Raw genomic sequence first — 17,254 nt, 5'->3', positions numbered from 1 at the left:
ATGTCTCCTCTCTTTCGAGGAGTAGTTCGTTTTAAGGCATAAAAAAGCACCAGGTGTGCAGGCCTGATGCAATACAAAGTGCATAATACCAATAAAAATTTATTTTTGGTCGGCACATCGAATGTATCAAAAACTACAAACTACTCCCGAAAATAAAGAAATCGTCATTCCAATATTTCCAAAATTAGTCTGTAATCTTCAATCCCATCGACATCCCTTCCTAATAAACTAGCCTTAGCTTAACAATGAATGCGTTTTTTTTCAAGAAATATCTCTCTTTGTAATCTGATATTAAAATAAGACCAAAATTAGTGTAACGCTTATTTATTTAGTCATTAATAATATTCCAAAAATGATTAGCGCCCCGTACACAAGTTTAATGGCTCTTTCGGGAGCAATTCGCGCTACTAGCCAATTACCAAAAGGTACCACTACTAGCAAGCCTGGAATAACCATAGCTAATACTTCCAACGCATCTATCGACCAAAAACCCGCTGCTAGATGGCTTGCAACGACCAAGATTCCCACACATAAAAAGTGAGCTTGGAGAATGGCCCGTAACTGTTGGGCTGACCATTTTTTCAAAGTTCCATATACGGCCACTGGCACACCATGGCTGTTGTATGCACTACCCAGCGCGCCTGAAATAATTCCGGTCAAATAATCATAGCCTTGTGCTTGTAGATGGGGGCGCCCGACTCGACCTGAAAAACTATGCCACAAGCTATAAATCCCGTAAGCAATTAAAAAAATTCCTAAGCCATGTAACACAATTGCGGCAGGGACTTTCTTGATGACTAAAATTCCTAGAGGTACTCCAATTAGTGAACCTGTCACTAATCGACGAACCGCTTTAAAATCAATATGATGCCACTCACGAATCGTGGCTGGTAAAGCAACTAGTAATCCCACCGCTCCGATTAATGCGGTGCTGGTCTGTAGATCAAACCCAATTAATGCCAATAATGGCATCGAAACTAGAGCTTCCCCAAATCCGAAAACTGTACGCGTTAGTGCTCCAACCCATGCTATTAGCAATACCCCTAAAATAATCATTTCAATTCCTCATTTCAGTCATTACAAGACTTAATTGTATATGGAAAAAACAAAATCGACAACGGCGTAAACTAATTTTTAGACGTCGATAAAATTAAGATTTCCATTACTCAATTGGTGTTCTTTGACCATTCTACCTTAAAATTGAAGTTCATTTTTTGCTTCAAACTCCATTGCTGAACTTCAATTTAATCAAAAAAGATACGGATGCGTTATAATGGTGGACACAAGGAGTTGAATATTTTGCATATATTAACAGTTATCTTAGTTGCACTCGTAGCCATTGAGCATATTGGCATCATGGGCATTGAATTATTGGGTTCTAGTGCATTTCTTGCCAAAACCTTTGAAATTCCCTTAGTGGAAGTTCAACGCCCTCATTTACGAACGGCGTTAGCCAATCAAGGTCTTTATAACGGCTTCGTGGCCTTAGCCCTCTTCTTGGCACTCTTTATTCCAACAGGAACTATTATGAAGATGATGCTCATCTTTTTCCTAGCAAGCATTTTTATCTTAGCAGCATACGGTGCTCTCACCGTCGCCAAAAAGATTCTTTTAGTCCAAGGTTTACCTGCCTTGATTACTTTGATTTTGGTATTATTTATTTTCTAAATAAAAAAGGATAGCCTTAGAGGCTATCCTTTTTTATTAGATTCGTATAAAATTGCTTTCCGTTTAGTGCCTTCAATAATGAACGCAATGACTACTAAAACAATTAAAATTGTAAATAGTCCTAAACTATAAAGGAAAACAAATGAGGTTGATTCAATTATCATACTACCAACTAAGGGACCGATTGCCCGGCCAGCCGAAGGAAAAGCACTTGCTAGACCTTGATATTTTCCCTTTTGGTCATAAGGTGAAAGACTGTTAACGATTGCTGGAATCGATGGAAAGGCAATTGCTTCTCCAATGGTTAAAACAATCATGGCGATTACAAAGTGGTAATATTCGTGTGCTACGGCTAGAATTCCAAAAGATAGGGTAAAAAATGCAATCCCCAAATAGACTTGATGATATGGATCCTTCAGTAAACGCCCCCCTTTGGAGCTGAGAAGCCCTTGAACGATTAAAATGAATAATCCATTGACCGTCCATAAAAAGCTGTATAAACGAAGCGGAATGTGCAATTTTAGCATATAGATCGAAACCGTACTATTCCATTGTTGATAGAAAATCCACATAATTACCAAACTAATGAAAAATGCCATGATAATTGTCAAGTTAACTTTTGGCATTTTAGTTTTCTCATGATCGTCTTCTTGTACTACTTGAGCAGGGCGATCTTCTTGTGGAATTCGGTAAGTAAAGAACGCTACAATGAAAAATACCGTAAACATAATGGTTGCTATGGTGAAAAGCGGCGTGACACTGTGCTTAAATAAAACTCCCACAATAGCAGTACCTAGCATGACCCCTAAATTTTGGACGAAATATAGCATGTTAAAAACATATCGGCCATCTTTACTCTTAATTGATGTTCCCATTGAGTTATTTAAGGCAACAATCCAACCTGTTCCAAATCCGATTAGTACCAATACAATCGGATATACTGGCCAGCCGTTGAAGAAAATCAACGTAAAGAACGAAATCCAGGTAAATGCAATTCCACCTAAGATTAAATAATAGCTATCATACTTGTCATAAAGGCGCCCGGCAACAAAAGATCCTAAAATACTAGCAACTGAGTTTAAAAATAAAACAATCCCTGCCATTACTAATGAATGGCCTAGTTCTTGGTTCATATAAATTGTTGTTAGTGGCCACACTGAACTCATCGCAATACTATCAATCAAAACTCCTAATAATAACCACTTTAATTTTAATTCGCGCATAATTCCTCCCCTAATTTTTATAATAAAAGACTGATTTAGACTAAAAAGTCTTAAACCAGTCTTGAAAATAATGAATCTCATTTTTCAAATACCTAATGCGCTCCCGCTTCAGGCATATAAGCTAACGAAGAAAATTTATTGTACGACTTAATAAACAACAGATTTACCGTACCACGAGCCCCACTACGGTTTTTTTCAATGATAACTTCAACGGGACCAACATTTTGATCTTCTTCATCCCGTGGATCTTGGTCTCGATCTGCGTCTTCATTGCCATCTTCCCGTTCATAATAATCATCACGGTATAGGAACGCTACAATATCCGCATCCTGTTCAATTGAACCAGATTCACGGATATCAGACATTACCGGGCGCTTATCTTGGCGTTGTTCCACTCCACGTGAAAGCTGTGAAAGCGCAATGACCGGTACGCCTAGTTCCTTGGCGAGTTTTTTAAGTTGTCGTGAAATAGCTGAAACTTCTTGCTGACGATTTTCTCCAGAACCTTCAATTAGCTGCAAGTAATCTACCACAACTAAGCCAAGGTTTCCTTGCTCTTTAGCTAGACGACGACATTTTGCACGAATCTCCGACATTTTAATTCCCGGAGTATCATCGATATAGATACTTGCCTTAGCTAAAGAACCCATCGCCACCACTAAATTTTGCCATTCTTCTTCATTTAGCTGACCGGTTCTTAAATGATTTGCATCAATACTTCCTTCCGCACATAACATACGATTTACCAGCTGTTCAGCTCCCATTTCCAAACTGAAAATAGCCACTGATTTGTCAGTCTTAGTACCCACATTTTGCGCAATATTTAACGCAAACGCAGTCTTACCGACAGCTGGACGCGCTGCAAGAATAATTAATTCATCTGCATGTAATCCAGTAGTAATTTTATCTAACTCTTTAAATCCGGTTGGTAATCCGGTAATCTCATCGTCATTTTGATAAAGACGATCAATTTCTTCCATTGAAGTTGTTAAAACATCTGCAATTGGCTTAAAACCCGTTTGATTACGGTTTTCAGCAACATCCATGATTTCACGTTCAGCTTCGTCCAAGATATTAGCCACATCGTCATCTTGGGTGTAACCTTTTGTAGCAATCGCTGTTGCTGTCTTAATTAATTTTCGTAATAAAGATTTTTCTTGAACAATCTTAGCGTAGTAGCCGACATTGGCTGCGGTTGGAACTGATCCTGCCAATTCAGCAATGTAAGTAATTCCACCGGCATCTTCGATTTGATTATGTTCTTCAAGTGCATTGTTGACTGTCAATGCGTCAATGGCTTCATCCGCATCGTTCAAATCAACCATCACTTTAAAAATAACTTGATGAGCGTGTTTATAAAAATCTTCCGCCGTGACGTATTCCATCGCGTCAATCAATGCATCTGAACTTAAGAAAACAGCTCCCAAAACCGCCTTTTCGGCCTCAATGTTTTGCGGAGGCGTTTGATTTTCTAAAATACCGTTGTCCATGTTACTCTCCCGTACGAATTAGACTCTGAGTTGAGAGCCTTAGTAATCCTATTGCTCAGCTACATGCACCCGAATCGTTGCTGTTACCTTTTGGTGTAACTTAACGGGAACGTTTGTGTAGCCCATGCTACGGATGGGGTTGCTCAACTCAATTTTGCGTTTATCAATTTTAATCTTATATTGTTTTTCAAGGGCCGTAGCGATTTGTTTGTTCGGAATTGAACCAAATAGACGGCCATCTTTTCCAGCCTTGGCTTTGATTTCAACCACGGTCTTATCATTTTCTAAAACCGTTTTAAGCTTTTCAGCATCAGCCAAAATTTCAGCTTCATGCTTAGCTTCGGCCTTTTTTTGACCCTTTAATTCGCTTACCGCAGCGCTTGTAGCAGCTTTAGCTTTACCATTTTTAATTAAGAAATTTTGGGCGTAACCATCGGAAACGTTCTTAACTTCGCCACGTTTCCCCTTACCTTTGACATCTTCCAAAAAAATTACTTTCATCAGAATCACTCCTCATCTTTTTGATTTTCTTGTAAAATTTCAACCAATTGTTGCTCGGCTTCTTCAACACTCACATCTTCTATCTGAGTTGCTGCCATTGCTAAATGACCGCCTCCACCAAGTTTTTCCATGATAACCTGGACGTTTTCCGTTCCTGCGCTTCGCGCCGAAATACCCACAGCATGGTCTCCACGACGTGTGATCACAAATGAGGCTTCTACGCCTGAAATATTCAGTAGTGAATCGGCTGCCTGAGCCGCAATCACTGGATCATACATTCGATCATCTTCACCGGTACAAATTGCATATTTATCTTCAATAAACTGCATTGTATCAATTAAATGGTTTCGTTGCATATAGCTATCAACATTCTCTTTTAAGAGGTAACGAATCGTCTTCTCGTTAGCCCCCACTGAACGAAGATAACTGGCTGCATCAAAAGTTCTTGTCCCCGTACGTTCCGTGAACGATTTAGTATCCACTTCAATCCCTGCCAAAATAGCAGTGGCCTCAATCGGTTGAATTGGTTCACCATCATGGGACTGGTATTCAAACATTTCCGTAATCAACTCACCCGTCGATGATGCATATGGTTCAATGTAAACCAACACGGGATTTTCTGGAAACTCCGTTCCACGGCGATGATGATCAATGATAATCACCCGATTACTAAGCTTATCAAATAGCTCCTCAGATGTCGTTATGGAACGTTTAGAATGATCAACCATCACTAACAAACTTTGGCTATTAGCGAGCTCTACGGCTTGATCTGCACTAATAATGGACTCTTTAAGGTCTTCATGCTCATCCATTTTTTCAATCAAACGCGCTACATCCGAATGCACGCCTTCTTGGTCTAAGACAATCCAACACTCTTTTTTATTCATTTGCGCAATTCGCCGAATCCCGAGCGCTGAACCCACTGAATCTAAGTCCGCATGGGAGTGCCCCATTACAAAGACTTGATCTGCTTGGTTCATTAATTCTTGAACGGCTTGTCCAATCATCCGCGCTCGAACGCGAGTCCGTTTTTCCATCGGATTAGTTTTACCGCCGTAGAAACGAGCTTGTTCATCTTCAGCTTTGACGACAACTTGGTCACCACCTCGTCCTAGCGCTAAATCCAGATTACTTTGCGAAACATCGGCAAGCTTATTAAGATTATCATCCCCGTAAGCAATCCCGATACTTAATGTAACTGGAGAGTTTTGTTTAGAAGTTGCTTCTCGGATAGTATCCAAGAGCTTAAAACTATCCTCTTCCACCTTAGCTAACGTTTCGTTGTACATGATGACAAAGAAATGATCATCATCAACGCGCCTTAAATACATCCCAAACGATTGCGCCCAACTAGAAATCTGGTTGGTAACAAAGTTGTTTAAATTAGAAACTTCCGAATCAGCCATCGACTGTGTAATTTCATCATAGTTATCAATAAAGATTTGACCAATTACCACTTGACGGTCATCGAATTGCTCTTCCATTTTCGCGTATTTAGTCGAATCTAGGAAGTAAACTACGCGATCATCCTTTTGAATTGAAATATCAAAAACGTGATCGTTCCATTTCACACGGCTAACTTTCTCGTCATCTTGATGTTCTTCAATAATCTTCGCCAAATCTTCATCAATTTCATCCAATGGATGTCCCAAAAGTTTTTGTCCTTCAAAATAACTTTGGAAATTAGGGTTAACCCATTCCACTCGATGCTGTTCACTATAAATTAAAATTCCAATTGGCATAGACAACGTAGCGTCTTCTTCAGCCTGATCAATTCGAAACGACAATTCAGAAATATATTTATCAGTCTCATCACTCAGTAAACGCAACGTGCGAACACTAAAAATGCCAGTAACAATAACCAATACTAGCATGATGATGCCGATTAATAAGTTAATATAAAAAGCTAATCCCAGCCCAATCAACGACAGCAAAATAATAACTGCTGTTAAAATCCCGACCCGCGGGTTACGGATAAATGCAGGTAGATGATCTACTAATTTCATAGCACTTCTCCTAAAAAATTGTGTCTAACTATCTCTGATTTTACCATACTTATAACCAATAATTAAAATCGTTTGTTGGAAGGTTATTCTAATAAAAATAGAGCCATAATTGACCAATTATGATCCATCACCGCCCTAATTTTATTTAAACAAAAAGTACCATTCAAGCCTCGGCCTGAATGGTACTTTATATAGCTAAAGATTAGTCTTCAGCAACGAATGGAAGCAAGCCCATGATCCGTGCACGCTTGATTGCAATAGTCAAACGACGTTGGTTCTTAGCACTTGTACCACTGACACGACGAGGTAAAATCTTACCACGTTCTGAAATGAATCGTTTTAACAATTCTGTGTCTTTGTAATCGATGTATTCAATATGGTTTGCAGCAATGTAGTCGACTTTACGACGACGACGGCCACCACGTTTTTGAAATGCCATAATGATTGCCCTCCTCTATTATTTTAGAATGGTAAATCATCGTCAGAAATATCAATTGACTGACCGCTATTAGCAAATGGGTCATTAGGGTTCGAATTGTTAGGTTGTTGTGCACCACTATTATTCGATTGTCCTCCGTCAAATGGATTTCCGGATGATGTTGGTTGTTGTGAAGGGGCAGATTGATTATTGCCAAAATTATTTTCTCCACCTTGACGACGTTCAGAAGATGAACGTGATTCAAGAAGAGAGAAGTTTTCGGCTACAACCTCGGTAACATAAACTCGTTGGCCTTGTTGGTTTTCATAAGAACGGGTTTGAATCCGTCCGTCGATACCAACTAATGAACCCTTCCGAGTGAAGTTAGCAAAGTTTTCTGCAGCTTTACGCCACATAACACAATTAATAAAGTCAGCTTCGCGTTCACCTTGTGAATTAGTAAACTGACGATTAACAGCAACTGTAAAAGTTACTACTGCAGCTCCACTACCTGTATATCGTAGTTCAGGGTCCCTTGTTAGGCGTCCGACAAGCACTGTTCGGTTAATCATAATATCCGCTCCTTCCTAGTTTTTAGTTGTTATTATTAACGTACAACGATCATGTGACGAAGAATTCCGTCAGCAATCTTAGATAGACGATCAAATTCGTTCAAAGCTTCGTCGTCGCTAGCCTTAACGTTAACGATATGATAAATACCGTCGTTAAAACCACCGATTTCGTATGCTAGACGGCGTTTTGACCAGTCTTTTGAATCAACAATTTCAGCACCATTGTCTGTCAAAATCTTGTCAAAACGGTCAACTAAAGCTGTCTTAGCTGCATCGTCAAGATTTGGAGCGATGATGTATGTGATTTCGTAGTTTTTCATTGATTTACACCTCCTCATGGACTTATGGCCTTCTATCACAACGTAGAAAGCAAGGAGAGTTTGCCAAAAAAGCTGGCAACTCACAAATAAGTATTATACCATCCATTTTTAGTGGACGCAATAACAAAAAATCCTAATTAACGATATACAAATGATAAATACACCAAAATTTTCTAATTCATTTTATTAATTAAAAAAGCTGATTAAAAAGTGAAAAATCACTTCAATCAGCTTTTTTAATTAAATTTATTCTTCAGAACTTTCTTCAACAGTTACACTTTCAGTTTCTGCTGCTTCAGTTGCTGGAGTTTGAGTCTGGTTTTCATCATCAACTGGTGCTTCATCAACAATTGCCATTGTAGCAACTTTAGAATTTTCATCCGTCTTGATTACGTGAACCCCTAAGGTCGCCCGACCTGTAGTTGAAACATTATTAACGTCGAAACGAATCATAACCCCACGATCCGTAATCAACATAACATCTTCCGTTCCTTCTACCGTTACTAATCCAGCTAATGGACCATTCTTTTCGGTGATATTCGCAGTCTTAATCCCTTTACCGCCGCGGCCTTTAATTGGGTATTCACTAGCCGGAGTTTGTTTTCCATAACCCTTTTCAGTAATAACCAAGACCTTGCTTTCAGGTTTCAAGATTGCTGAACCGACGACATAATCTTCATCTCGTAAACGAATTCCGCGAACCCCAGTAGCAGAACGTCCCATTGAACGCACATCTGCTTCTTTAAAGCTTACCGCGTATCCGTTATGCGTTCCGATAATAATGTTTTGCTCGCCATCGGTAATAACCACGTTAATTACTTCATCATTTTCCTTCAAGCTAATGGCCTTAAGCCCATTGCTGCGGATATTTAGGAATTCAGCAACCGGTGTTCGTTTTGTCACACCGTTTAACGTTGTAAAGAAGAGGTAACGATTTTCATTATCTTCATCACCGTTATCACGTCCAATATTGATTACAGCCTGAATATTTTCTCCGCTACTAATTCCAAGCAAGTTAATTACTGGAATTCCCTTAGCGGTTCGGCTATATTCAGGGATTTCGTAACCTTTCATCCGGTAAACCTTACCGGCATTGGTGAAGAATAAGAGTACATCATGGGTTGAAGTTGAAACCAGATGTTCGATAAAGTCGTCATCATGAACACCCATCCCTTGGATTCCTCGACCACCGCGATTTTGCGTCTTAAATTCAGACGTAGCCATTCGCTTAATGTAACCATTATGGGTTAAAGTAACCATGACATCTTCTTCTTCGATTAAGTCTTCATCTTCAAGGCTAAGAACTTCACCGACCATCAATTCTGTCCGACGTTCATCCCCAAAGCGCTCTTGAATTTCAAGTAACTCTTTGTAAATGATTTCGTTAATTCGTTCACGGTGAGCTAAAATATCACGGTAATCCGTAATTGCTGCCATGACCTTGTTGTACTCGTCTTCAACCTTTTCACGTTCTAGTCCTGTCAAACGCACCAAACGCATATCCAAGATTGCTTGAGCTTGCTTACTTGATAATGAATAGTTATTCATCAATTTATCTTTAGCAACCTCAGCCGTTTGTGAATTACGAATAATCGCAATAATTTCATCGATGTGGTCCAAAGCAATCCGCAAACCTTCTAAGATGTGCGCCCTTGCTTCAGCCTTCTTCAAATCAAATTCAGTCCGTCGACGAATAACTTCTTCTTGATGAACAAGATAGTGTTGCAAAATTTCCTTTAGGCCTAATACTTTAGGAGCACCATTAACGATGGCCAACATATTAAATCCAAAGGTCGTTTGCATTAATGTCATCTTGTAAAGATTATTCAAAACTACAGATGCACTGACATCACGACGAACATCAATGACAACTCGAAGTCCATCACGATCGGATTCATCATTTACATCAGTAATTCCTTCAATTCGTTTATCACGAGCTAATTCAGCAATGCGTTCGATCAATTTAGCCTTATTGACCATGTATGGTAATTCTGTAGCCACAATGCGTTCGCGACCATTTTTTTCAGTCTCAATATCAACTTTCGCCCGTAAAATAATCGTACCGTGTCCAGTCTCATATGCCTTACGGATTCCCGATTTACCCATCACAATTCCACCGGTTGGGAAGTCTGGCCCAGGGACAGCTTCCATCAAGTCGGCGGTTGTTGCATCTTCGTTATTCATCAAAATATGGATAGCGCTGATGACTTCTGACAAATTATGTGGTGGAATATTCGTCGTCATCCCCACGGCAATCCCAGTTGCTCCGTTAACTAATAAGTTTGGGAAACGTGCTGGTAAAATTGATGGTTCGCGTTCCGTTCCATCATAGTTTTCTTGGAAATCCACGGTATTTTTATTGATATCACGTAGCATTTCCAATGTAATTTTACTCATTCGAGCTTCGGTATAACGCATAGCAGCAGCGCCATCCCCATCGACAGATCCAAAGTTACCATGTCCATCAACAAGCATGTAACGGTAACTAAAGTCTTGGGCCATCCGGACCATTGATTCATAAATTGCAGAGTCACCATGAGGATGATACTTACCCATAACATCCCCAACGATTCTAGCTGACTTCTTATATGGCTTTTCAGGTGTAACTCCTAACTCATTCATCCCGTATAAAATACGACGATGGACGGGTTTTAGTCCATCCCGAACGTCAGGTAAAGCACGCGCAACAATAACACTCATGGCATAATCCAAGAATGATGTACGCATTTGACTACTTAAATTGACATCTGTAATTCGTCCTGACAATTCTTCTGACAATTCGTTTTCCCCCTTATTTTTTGGGCTGTCTAACTTTTAATAATCTTTTTAGATATCCAAGTTTTTAACAAACACAGCGTTCTCTTCAATGAATTTACGACGTGGTTCAACCTTGTCACCCATCAACATTTCAAAATCACCACTTGCAGCATCAGCATCTTCGGCTGAAACTCGTAACAAGCGTCGATTTTCTGGATTCATGGTTGTTTCCCAAAGTTGCTCAGCATCCATTTCACCAAGACCTTTATAACGTTGAATTACAGGTTTTGGTGATGGTGATAATTGTCCAAGTACTGTTTCTAATTCTTCATCAGAATCGATATATTGGATCATCTTACCTTGACGTACTTGGTAGAGCGGTGGTTGAGCAATGTAAACAAATCCTGCATCAATCATTGGACGCATGTAACGATAGAACAGCGTCAATAATAGTGTCCGAATATGAGCACCATCGACATCGGCATCGGTCATGATAATCAATTTATGATAGTTGGCTTTACTTACATCAAAGTCCTCACCAAATCCAGTTCCGAGCGCTGTAAAGAGTGAACGAATTTCTTCATTGGCCAAAACCCGATCCAAAGTGGCTTTTTCAACGTTCAAAATCTTCCCACGAATTGGCAAAATAGCTTGTGTGAGACGCGAACGTCCGGACTTAGCACTACCACCGGCAGAATCACCCTCGACAATGAATAATTCACTAATTGAAGGATCCTTAGAAGTATTATCAGCTAATTTACCAGGAAGATTATTGAGTTCTAGGCCACTCTTCTTACGCGTAACTTCACGAGCTCGTTTAGCGGCAACTCGTGCTTTTGCTGCCAAGATTCCCTTATCAACAATTTGACGTGCAACCTTAGGATTTTCCAATAAGAATTTATTGAAAGTTTCAGCAAACACTTCGTTAACAGCTGTCCGAGCATCTGAGTTACCCAATTTTGTTTTCGTTTGTCCTTCGAATTGAGGATCAGGATGCTTAACGCTGACTACTGCCGTCAAACCTTCTCGAACATCATCACCAGACAATTTATCATCATTTTCTTTTAAAATATTGTTGTTTTTAGCGTAATCGTTAATAACTCGTGTTAAAGCACGTTTGAAACCTTCTTCGTGGGTACCGCCTTCGTAGGTATGAATATTGTTAGTAAAAGTTAACAATTTACTTTGATAACCTTCGATATATTGCATAGCTACTTCAACAGTGATACCTTTTGTAACCCCTTCAACATAGATAGGTTCAGGGAAAATTACTTCTTTGCCTTCGTTTAAGTATTCAACGTAGTGGCGAATCCCACCTTCGTACAAGAAGTCGTCTTCAGTTGGCTTTTCAGGACGCATATCCTTCAAAGTAATCCGTAGACCCTTGTTCAAAAAGGCTAATTCACGAATTCGTGTTTTTAAGATATTAATGTCATATGTGGTAGTTTCTTGGAAAATATCTGGATCTGGAACGAAATGAACAATAGTTCCATGATCGTCAGGATGTTCAGTATCACCAATCGTTTTCATCGGTGTTTTTACTTTTCCTAGCGCAAAATCAATGTAGTAGATTTTACCGTCCTTCATGACGCGCGCATCTAATTCCGTTGATAACGCATTTACAACGGATGCACCCACACCATGCAATCCTCCAGAAACTTTATAACCGCCACCGCCGAATTTACCTCCGGCATGTAGGACCGTAAAGACTGTTTCTAAAGCTGGTTTTCCAGTTTTCTTTTGGATATCAACCGGAATCCCACGTCCATTATCAGTGACGGTAATGCTATTGTCTTTTTCAACGATCACATCAATTTTGTCTGCAAATCCTGCAAGAGCTTCATCAATACCATTATCAATAATTTCCCAAACCAAATGGTGTAGTCCTTGAGAACTAGTCGACCCAATATACATCCCTGGGCGTTTACGAACTGCTTCGAGCCCCTCTAAAACCTGAATTTGACTCGCATCATATTCTCTGGCTAATTCTGCTTTCGTTTCTTTTTCGTCTGCCAAAAGCTTATTCCTCCTTGCTCTGCATTAAAACTCCGTGATCAATATTAAAGACATGGGGTTCATTAATTAATTGTTGCGCAACACCACTAAGGCTGGTGGTCGTGATGAAAGTTTGTACTTTGTTTTGAATGGCAGTTAACAGGTGTGTTTGACGACTATCGTCAAGTTCAGATAACACATCATCAAGTAAAAGAACCGGATATTCTCCGGTTTCTTCTTTCATCAAATCAATTTCTGCTAATTTAACACTCAGGGCCGTGGTTCGTTGTTGCCCCTGTGAACCAAACGTCGATACGTTTTTGTCATTAACCATAAATCGTACATCGTCAAGATGTGGCCCCACTAAAGTTTTACCTTGTTGAAGCTCCTTTTCACGTTGCTTTTGGAAAAGGGCTTGTAGTGCTGCATAGATTTTTTCAGTAGTATCGGCTTGATCACTACTGATCGGCGAAACATATTGAAAAGATAATTTTTCTTTTCCCTGCGAGATTTCCTTATGCACCTCTTGGGACCATTTTTCCAACTTCTTCAAGAATTGAATGCGTTGGAAAATGATTTCAGCTCCATGGGCTGCTAGCTGATCACTTAAAACATCTAAATAAACTTGGTCACCCTTAGGATTGAACTGTAGCTGTTTAATGTACTGGTTTCGCTGTTTCAGAACGGATCGATATTGCGCCGAGTTATATAGATATTTCGAACTCATCTGTCCAAATTCCATATCAATGAACTTACGGCGAACTGCTGGAGATCCTTTTACAATTGATAAATCCTCAGGCGCAAACAAAATCACATTAAGCTGGCCGACATATTGCGATAAACGGCTTTGCTCAAGGTGATTTACTTTGGCATTTTTCCCTTTGGAAGATAAATTGATTTCAAGCGGTGTAACGGTGTGTTCTTTTTGGACACTCCCTGATACTCGCGCTGCTTTGGTTTTCCAACTAATCAAATCTCGATCACTATTGGTTCGGTGACTTCTAGTCAAAGCTAAGAAATAAATAGATTCTAATAGATTAGTCTTGCCTTGTGCATTTTCACCCAATAGAACATTGATACCCGAACCGAACTCGACAACAAGATCAGCATAATTACGAAAATTATGTAACTCCAGTGTCTTCAGATACATTAGTTACCAGATTTCATTGTAATCTTGAAAGAACCTTCATCTGGAACTTCAACTACATCATCTTCGTAAAGTTTTTTTCCACGGCGATCATCGTGTTCTCCGTTAACCAGGACGGTATTTTCACGTAAAAACCACTTAGCTTGTCCACCAGTGCCAATAATACCCTCTTCTTTCAAGAGTTGTCCTAAAGTAATAAACTCTGTGTTTATTTCAACATCTTTTTGCATACTATCACCCCACGTATCTCATAATATTATACCTTTATTTTAACTAAAAAACAATTTTATCTGTCTTAAAACGGCTTCTCAGCGAATTTAACCCTTCTGAATGTTTTTTGCCTTAAACGGGTTATTTTTTCTCAAATTTACGTATACGCGTTTTTAACCAGATTTATCCAAAAAAAGAGTTTGAGAAATTAATTTTCTCAAACTCCATAGCGTTACTTTATTAAAATGTTCGAACAGGTGTGATTAATTGAATAAAGTTTTCTTGATCTTCAGTTGGTACCAAAGTAAATGGACGTAATGCTGAAGTAAAGGCCATCTTAATTGATGTATGTCCAAATGAACGTAGCGCATCTTTCAAATAGTCTGGGTTAAAGGAAATTTCAAGGTCTTCACCCACAATATCTTTAGTAACCACTTCTTCTTCTACATTACCGACTTCAGGAGAATCACCAGAGATGATTGCTTGCTTGTTAGCCGCGTTAATCGTTAATTTAACCACGTTATTGCGTCCAGCATGTGAAAGCAATGAAGCCCGTTCAATCGAAGCTAACAATTCTGGAGCTTCAAATTCCATTTCAGTTGAACTTTCCTTTGGAATTAAACGGGATGTATCTGGATACAAGCCCTCCAATAGACGTGAATAGAATAAAGTTTCATCAAATGTAAATAATGCTTGGTTTTCTGAAATTTGAAGTGTAATTGTATCAATTTCATCATCTAACATTCTGGAAAGTTCTAAAAGACTCTTCCCAGGGATGATAATATCTTCAGGCATTTTAATTGGTTCTGGGAGATTAATTACCCGTTGGCTCAAACGATGACTATCCGTTGCTACGGCTGATAATTTATTTCCTTCAATCGTAAAATGAATCCCAGTTAAGATTGGACGACTTTCTTGATTAGAAACTGCGATAACTGTTTCATTAATCATTTCGCTAAATACATCAGCTTTTAAAGTAATGGTTGTTTGACTATCAACTTCTGGTAAATGAGGGAAGTTATTAGCATCTAAACCATTAATCTTAAATTCAGAAGCACCTGACGTAATGGTCGTTTGAAAACCGTCTTTTACCTCAAGTAACATAGTGTTGTCTGGTAATTTTTTAACAATATCTCCGAAGAAACGGGCTGTTAAAACTACCGCTCCGGTACTTTCGATATTAAGATGAGCTTCTTCATCGTTAGTTGAAATGGTGGTTTCGATAGAAATGTCAGTATTGCTTCCAGTTAGAATTAAACGATCTTCTTCTGCTTCAATTTTTAATCCAGTCAAAATTGGAATCGTGGTTTTAGAAGAAATGGCTCTTTGAACCGCATTTAATTTTTTGATAAATGTATTTCGAGCGATGGTAAATTTCATTTTACAAAACTCCTTTATGTTGCTCTCTGTTTTATATATTAATTAATAATAAAAAGATAGTAGTAGTAATAAGGGCTGTTGGAACTGTTAATAACTCAAATTAGCCGTCATAATTTAACTTTTAGCCTGTGGACTACCTGTGGATAACTTTCGAAGTTATTAACACTTATCCACAATTTAAGGTTTTAGCTCACTTTTTAAATCTCCAACTTGGCGAGCAAGTTCCTCATCTTTTTCTAGTTCAGCTTTGATCTTATCAAAGGAATGAATAACGGTAGTATGATCTTTACCACCAAATTCTGTTCCAATTTTAGGCAATGAACTTTCAGTTAATTCACGGGATAGATACATCGCAATCTGGCGTGGAATAACGATGGATTTCATCCGTTTCTTTCCTTTAAGGTCAGCTACTGTAACATGGAAATATTTTGCGACCTTGTCTTGAATCATTGGAATCGTAATATGGCTAAGGTTGCTACCGAAATTCAAACTGCGAAGAGCGTCTGAAGCTAAATCGGTGGTAATCGCTGCGTTTTGCAATTTAGCGTAAGCCTGGATTCGAGCCATCGCCCCCTCTAACTCACGAATATTTGAATCAATACGATTAGCGATGTATTCCAAGGTTTCGTCAGGAATTTCAACGTTATCTGCTTGAGCCTTCTCCCGCAAGATTGCAATTCGAGTTTCTAAATTAGGGGGCGTGATATCAATTGAAAGTCCCCACTTAAATCTTGATACCAAACGTTCTTGCAACTTCGGAATTTCATTTGGTAAGCGATCGGATGTCAACACGATTTGTTTTTGGGCATTATACAAGGCCTCAAATGTATGGAAAAATTCCTCTTGAGTTGCTTCTTTATCCGCAAAAAACTGCACATCATCTACTAATAAAAGATCAACGTTACGATACTTCTCATGAAACTCTTCCGTCTTATTCTTTTGAATCGAATTAATGAAGTCGTTAGTGAAGGCTTCACTTGTTACATATTTAACGCGAGTTTTGGGATCATTTTCTAATAACTGATGCCCAATCGCATGCATTAAATGGGTTTTTCCAAGTCCCACTCCTCCATAGAAAAAGAGCGGATTATATAGAACGCCAGGTTCATCTGATACAGCCATCGCAGCTGCATGCGCCATTTGGTTACCACTACCAATAACAAAAGTATCAAAAGTATATCTACTATTAAGTTGGGTATCTTCAGTAGAAGCTTTGGTTTCTTTTTTAGAGGTAGCGGACCTTTCCGCCTGCTGCGTCTTGAATTCATCTTCCGTTACGAATTCAGGCGTAATGTCTTGATCAGTGAACTGGTAGGCATATTCGACAAACTTCTCGATCAAATGCTTTGTCCAGTAATCTCGATGTAGACTCGAAAGAACCTTAATCTTCATTATGTGGTTTTCTAATGAAATGGGTTCTGCCGTTTCTACCCAAGCACCGAAACTGGCCTTTGACATGGAGTCGTCTTTTTCGAAACTATTTTTAATGTTGTTCCAAAGGTCAATATAGTTAGGCACTTTTTCAATTCCTCCAAAATTTTTAGCTCACTAAGTTTAACATAAAAAA

General features: G+C 39.0%; 15 protein-coding genes. 1 reads left to right on the top strand and 14 read right to left on the bottom strand.

What is annotated here, in order from left to right:
* Nucleotides 1–324 precede the first annotated feature (324 nt).
* Nucleotides 325–1,056: a sulfite exporter TauE/SafE family protein gene (locus PEPE_RS00075; protein WP_011672769.1), complete on the bottom strand. Its 732-nt coding sequence runs from the start codon at nucleotides 1,054–1,056 to the stop codon at nucleotides 325–327.
* Between the two features lie 243 nt (nucleotides 1,057–1,299).
* Between PEPE_RS00075 and PEPE_RS00070 the strand changes: the two genes are divergently transcribed.
* Entirely contained in the window at nucleotides 1,300–1,668 is a 369-nt protein-coding gene (locus PEPE_RS00070) for a DUF1304 domain-containing protein (RefSeq protein WP_002833872.1), read from the top strand.
* Between the two features lie 23 nt (nucleotides 1,669–1,691).
* Here the strand turns inward: PEPE_RS00070 and PEPE_RS00065 are convergent, their stop codons facing one another.
* The 13 genes from PEPE_RS00065 to dnaA form a co-directional block, all read right to left on the bottom strand.
* Nucleotides 1,692–2,891, bottom strand: a complete 1,200-nt coding sequence (locus tag PEPE_RS00065) for an MDR family MFS transporter (protein WP_011672768.1) — start codon at nucleotides 2,889–2,891, stop codon at nucleotides 1,692–1,694.
* Nucleotides 2,892–2,983: 92 nt separating this feature from the next.
* Nucleotides 2,984–4,381, bottom strand: coding sequence for a replicative DNA helicase (gene dnaB, locus PEPE_RS00060; protein WP_002833870.1), 1,398 nt, complete (start codon nucleotides 4,379–4,381; stop codon nucleotides 2,984–2,986).
* 48 nt (nucleotides 4,382–4,429) lie between these two features.
* Complete coding sequence (rplI, locus tag PEPE_RS00055; protein WP_011672767.1) at nucleotides 4,430–4,882, bottom strand: 50S ribosomal protein L9; 453 nt, start codon at nucleotides 4,880–4,882, stop codon at nucleotides 4,430–4,432.
* Nucleotides 4,883–4,887: 5 nt separating this feature from the next.
* The gene (locus PEPE_RS00050; RefSeq protein WP_002833868.1) at nucleotides 4,888–6,888 is read right to left on the bottom strand and encodes a DHH family phosphoesterase; all 2,001 of its coding nucleotides are present in this window, start codon (nucleotides 6,886–6,888) and stop codon (nucleotides 4,888–4,890) included.
* A gap of 202 nt (nucleotides 6,889–7,090) precedes the next feature.
* Entirely contained in the window at nucleotides 7,091–7,327 is a 237-nt protein-coding gene (gene rpsR / locus PEPE_RS00045) for a 30S ribosomal protein S18 (protein WP_002833867.1), read from the bottom strand.
* Nucleotides 7,328–7,350: 23 nt separating this feature from the next.
* Complete coding sequence (ssb, locus tag PEPE_RS00040) at nucleotides 7,351–7,878, bottom strand: single-stranded DNA-binding protein (protein WP_011672766.1); 528 nt, start codon at nucleotides 7,876–7,878, stop codon at nucleotides 7,351–7,353.
* 35 nt (nucleotides 7,879–7,913) lie between these two features.
* A complete protein-coding gene (gene rpsF, locus PEPE_RS00035) occupies nucleotides 7,914–8,198 on the bottom strand; it encodes a 30S ribosomal protein S6 (protein WP_002833865.1) in 285 nt (94 codons plus the stop codon).
* 246 nt (nucleotides 8,199–8,444) lie between these two features.
* The gene (gene gyrA / locus PEPE_RS00030) at nucleotides 8,445–10,925 is read right to left on the bottom strand and encodes a DNA gyrase subunit A (protein WP_269668170.1); all 2,481 of its coding nucleotides are present in this window, start codon (nucleotides 10,923–10,925) and stop codon (nucleotides 8,445–8,447) included.
* A gap of 99 nt (nucleotides 10,926–11,024) precedes the next feature.
* Nucleotides 11,025–12,971, bottom strand: coding sequence for a DNA topoisomerase (ATP-hydrolyzing) subunit B (gyrB, locus tag PEPE_RS00025; protein ID WP_002833863.1), 1,947 nt, complete (start codon nucleotides 12,969–12,971; stop codon nucleotides 11,025–11,027).
* Nucleotides 12,972–12,975: 4 nt separating this feature from the next.
* Entirely contained in the window at nucleotides 12,976–14,100 is a 1,125-nt protein-coding gene (gene recF, locus PEPE_RS00020) for a DNA replication/repair protein RecF (RefSeq protein ID WP_011672764.1), read from the bottom strand.
* Entirely contained in the window at nucleotides 14,100–14,327 is a 228-nt protein-coding gene (yaaA, locus tag PEPE_RS00015) for a S4 domain-containing protein YaaA (protein ID WP_002833861.1), read from the bottom strand. The genes recF and yaaA overlap by 1 nt, the downstream gene beginning before the upstream one ends.
* 220 nt (nucleotides 14,328–14,547) lie before the next feature.
* On the bottom strand, nucleotides 14,548–15,687 hold the full coding sequence (dnaN, locus tag PEPE_RS00010) for a DNA polymerase III subunit beta (protein ID WP_002833860.1): 1,140 nt from the start codon (nucleotides 15,685–15,687) through the stop codon (nucleotides 14,548–14,550).
* A 177-nt stretch (nucleotides 15,688–15,864) separates the two neighbouring features.
* Nucleotides 15,865–17,205 (bottom strand): chromosomal replication initiator protein DnaA, encoded by a 1,341-nt coding sequence (dnaA, locus tag PEPE_RS00005; RefSeq protein WP_011672763.1) that lies wholly within the window; start codon nucleotides 17,203–17,205, stop codon nucleotides 15,865–15,867.
* Nucleotides 17,206–17,254 lie beyond the last annotated feature (49 nt).

The sequence above is a fragment of the Pediococcus pentosaceus ATCC 25745 genome, from assembly GCF_000014505.1.
GTDB classification, from domain to species: Bacteria; Bacillota; Bacilli; order Lactobacillales; family Lactobacillaceae; genus Pediococcus; species Pediococcus pentosaceus.
Note: the sequence above shows the minus strand (reverse complement) of the source record. Positions and strands in the feature narration are given on the sequence as shown.

Bases quoted from the DNA above. Each gene is read 5' to 3' on its own strand.
- PEPE_RS00075 (WP_011672769.1), bottom strand. From the start codon at position 1,056: ATGATTATTTTAGGGGTATTGCTAATAGCATGGGTTGGAGCACTAACG.
- PEPE_RS00065 (WP_011672768.1), bottom strand. From the start codon at position 2,891: ATGCGCGAATTAAAATTAAAGTGGTTATTATTAGGAGTTTTGATTGAT.
- dnaB (WP_002833870.1), bottom strand. From the start codon at position 4,381: ATGGACAACGGTATTTTAGAAAATCAAACGCCTCCGCAAAACATTGAG.
- rplI (WP_011672767.1), bottom strand. From the start codon at position 4,882: ATGAAAGTAATTTTTTTGGAAGATGTCAAAGGTAAGGGGAAACGTGGC.
- PEPE_RS00050 (WP_002833868.1), bottom strand. From the start codon at position 6,888: ATGAAATTAGTAGATCATCTACCTGCATTTATCCGTAACCCGCGGGTC.
- rpsR (WP_002833867.1), bottom strand. From the start codon at position 7,327: ATGGCATTTCAAAAACGTGGTGGCCGTCGTCGTCGTAAAGTCGACTAC.
- ssb (WP_011672766.1), bottom strand. From the start codon at position 7,878: ATGATTAACCGAACAGTGCTTGTCGGACGCCTAACAAGGGACCCTGAA.
- rpsF (WP_002833865.1), bottom strand. From the start codon at position 8,198: ATGAAAAACTACGAAATCACATACATCATCGCTCCAAATCTTGACGAT.
- gyrA (WP_269668170.1), bottom strand. From the start codon at position 10,925: ATGCGTACATCATTCTTGGATTATGCCATGAGTGTTATTGTTGCGCGT.
- recF (WP_011672764.1), bottom strand. From the start codon at position 14,100: ATGTATCTGAAGACACTGGAGTTACATAATTTTCGTAATTATGCTGAT.
- yaaA (WP_002833861.1), bottom strand. From the start codon at position 14,327: ATGCAAAAAGATGTTGAAATAAACACAGAGTTTATTACTTTAGGACAA.
- dnaN (WP_002833860.1), bottom strand. From the start codon at position 15,687: ATGAAATTTACCATCGCTCGAAATACATTTATCAAAAAATTAAATGCG.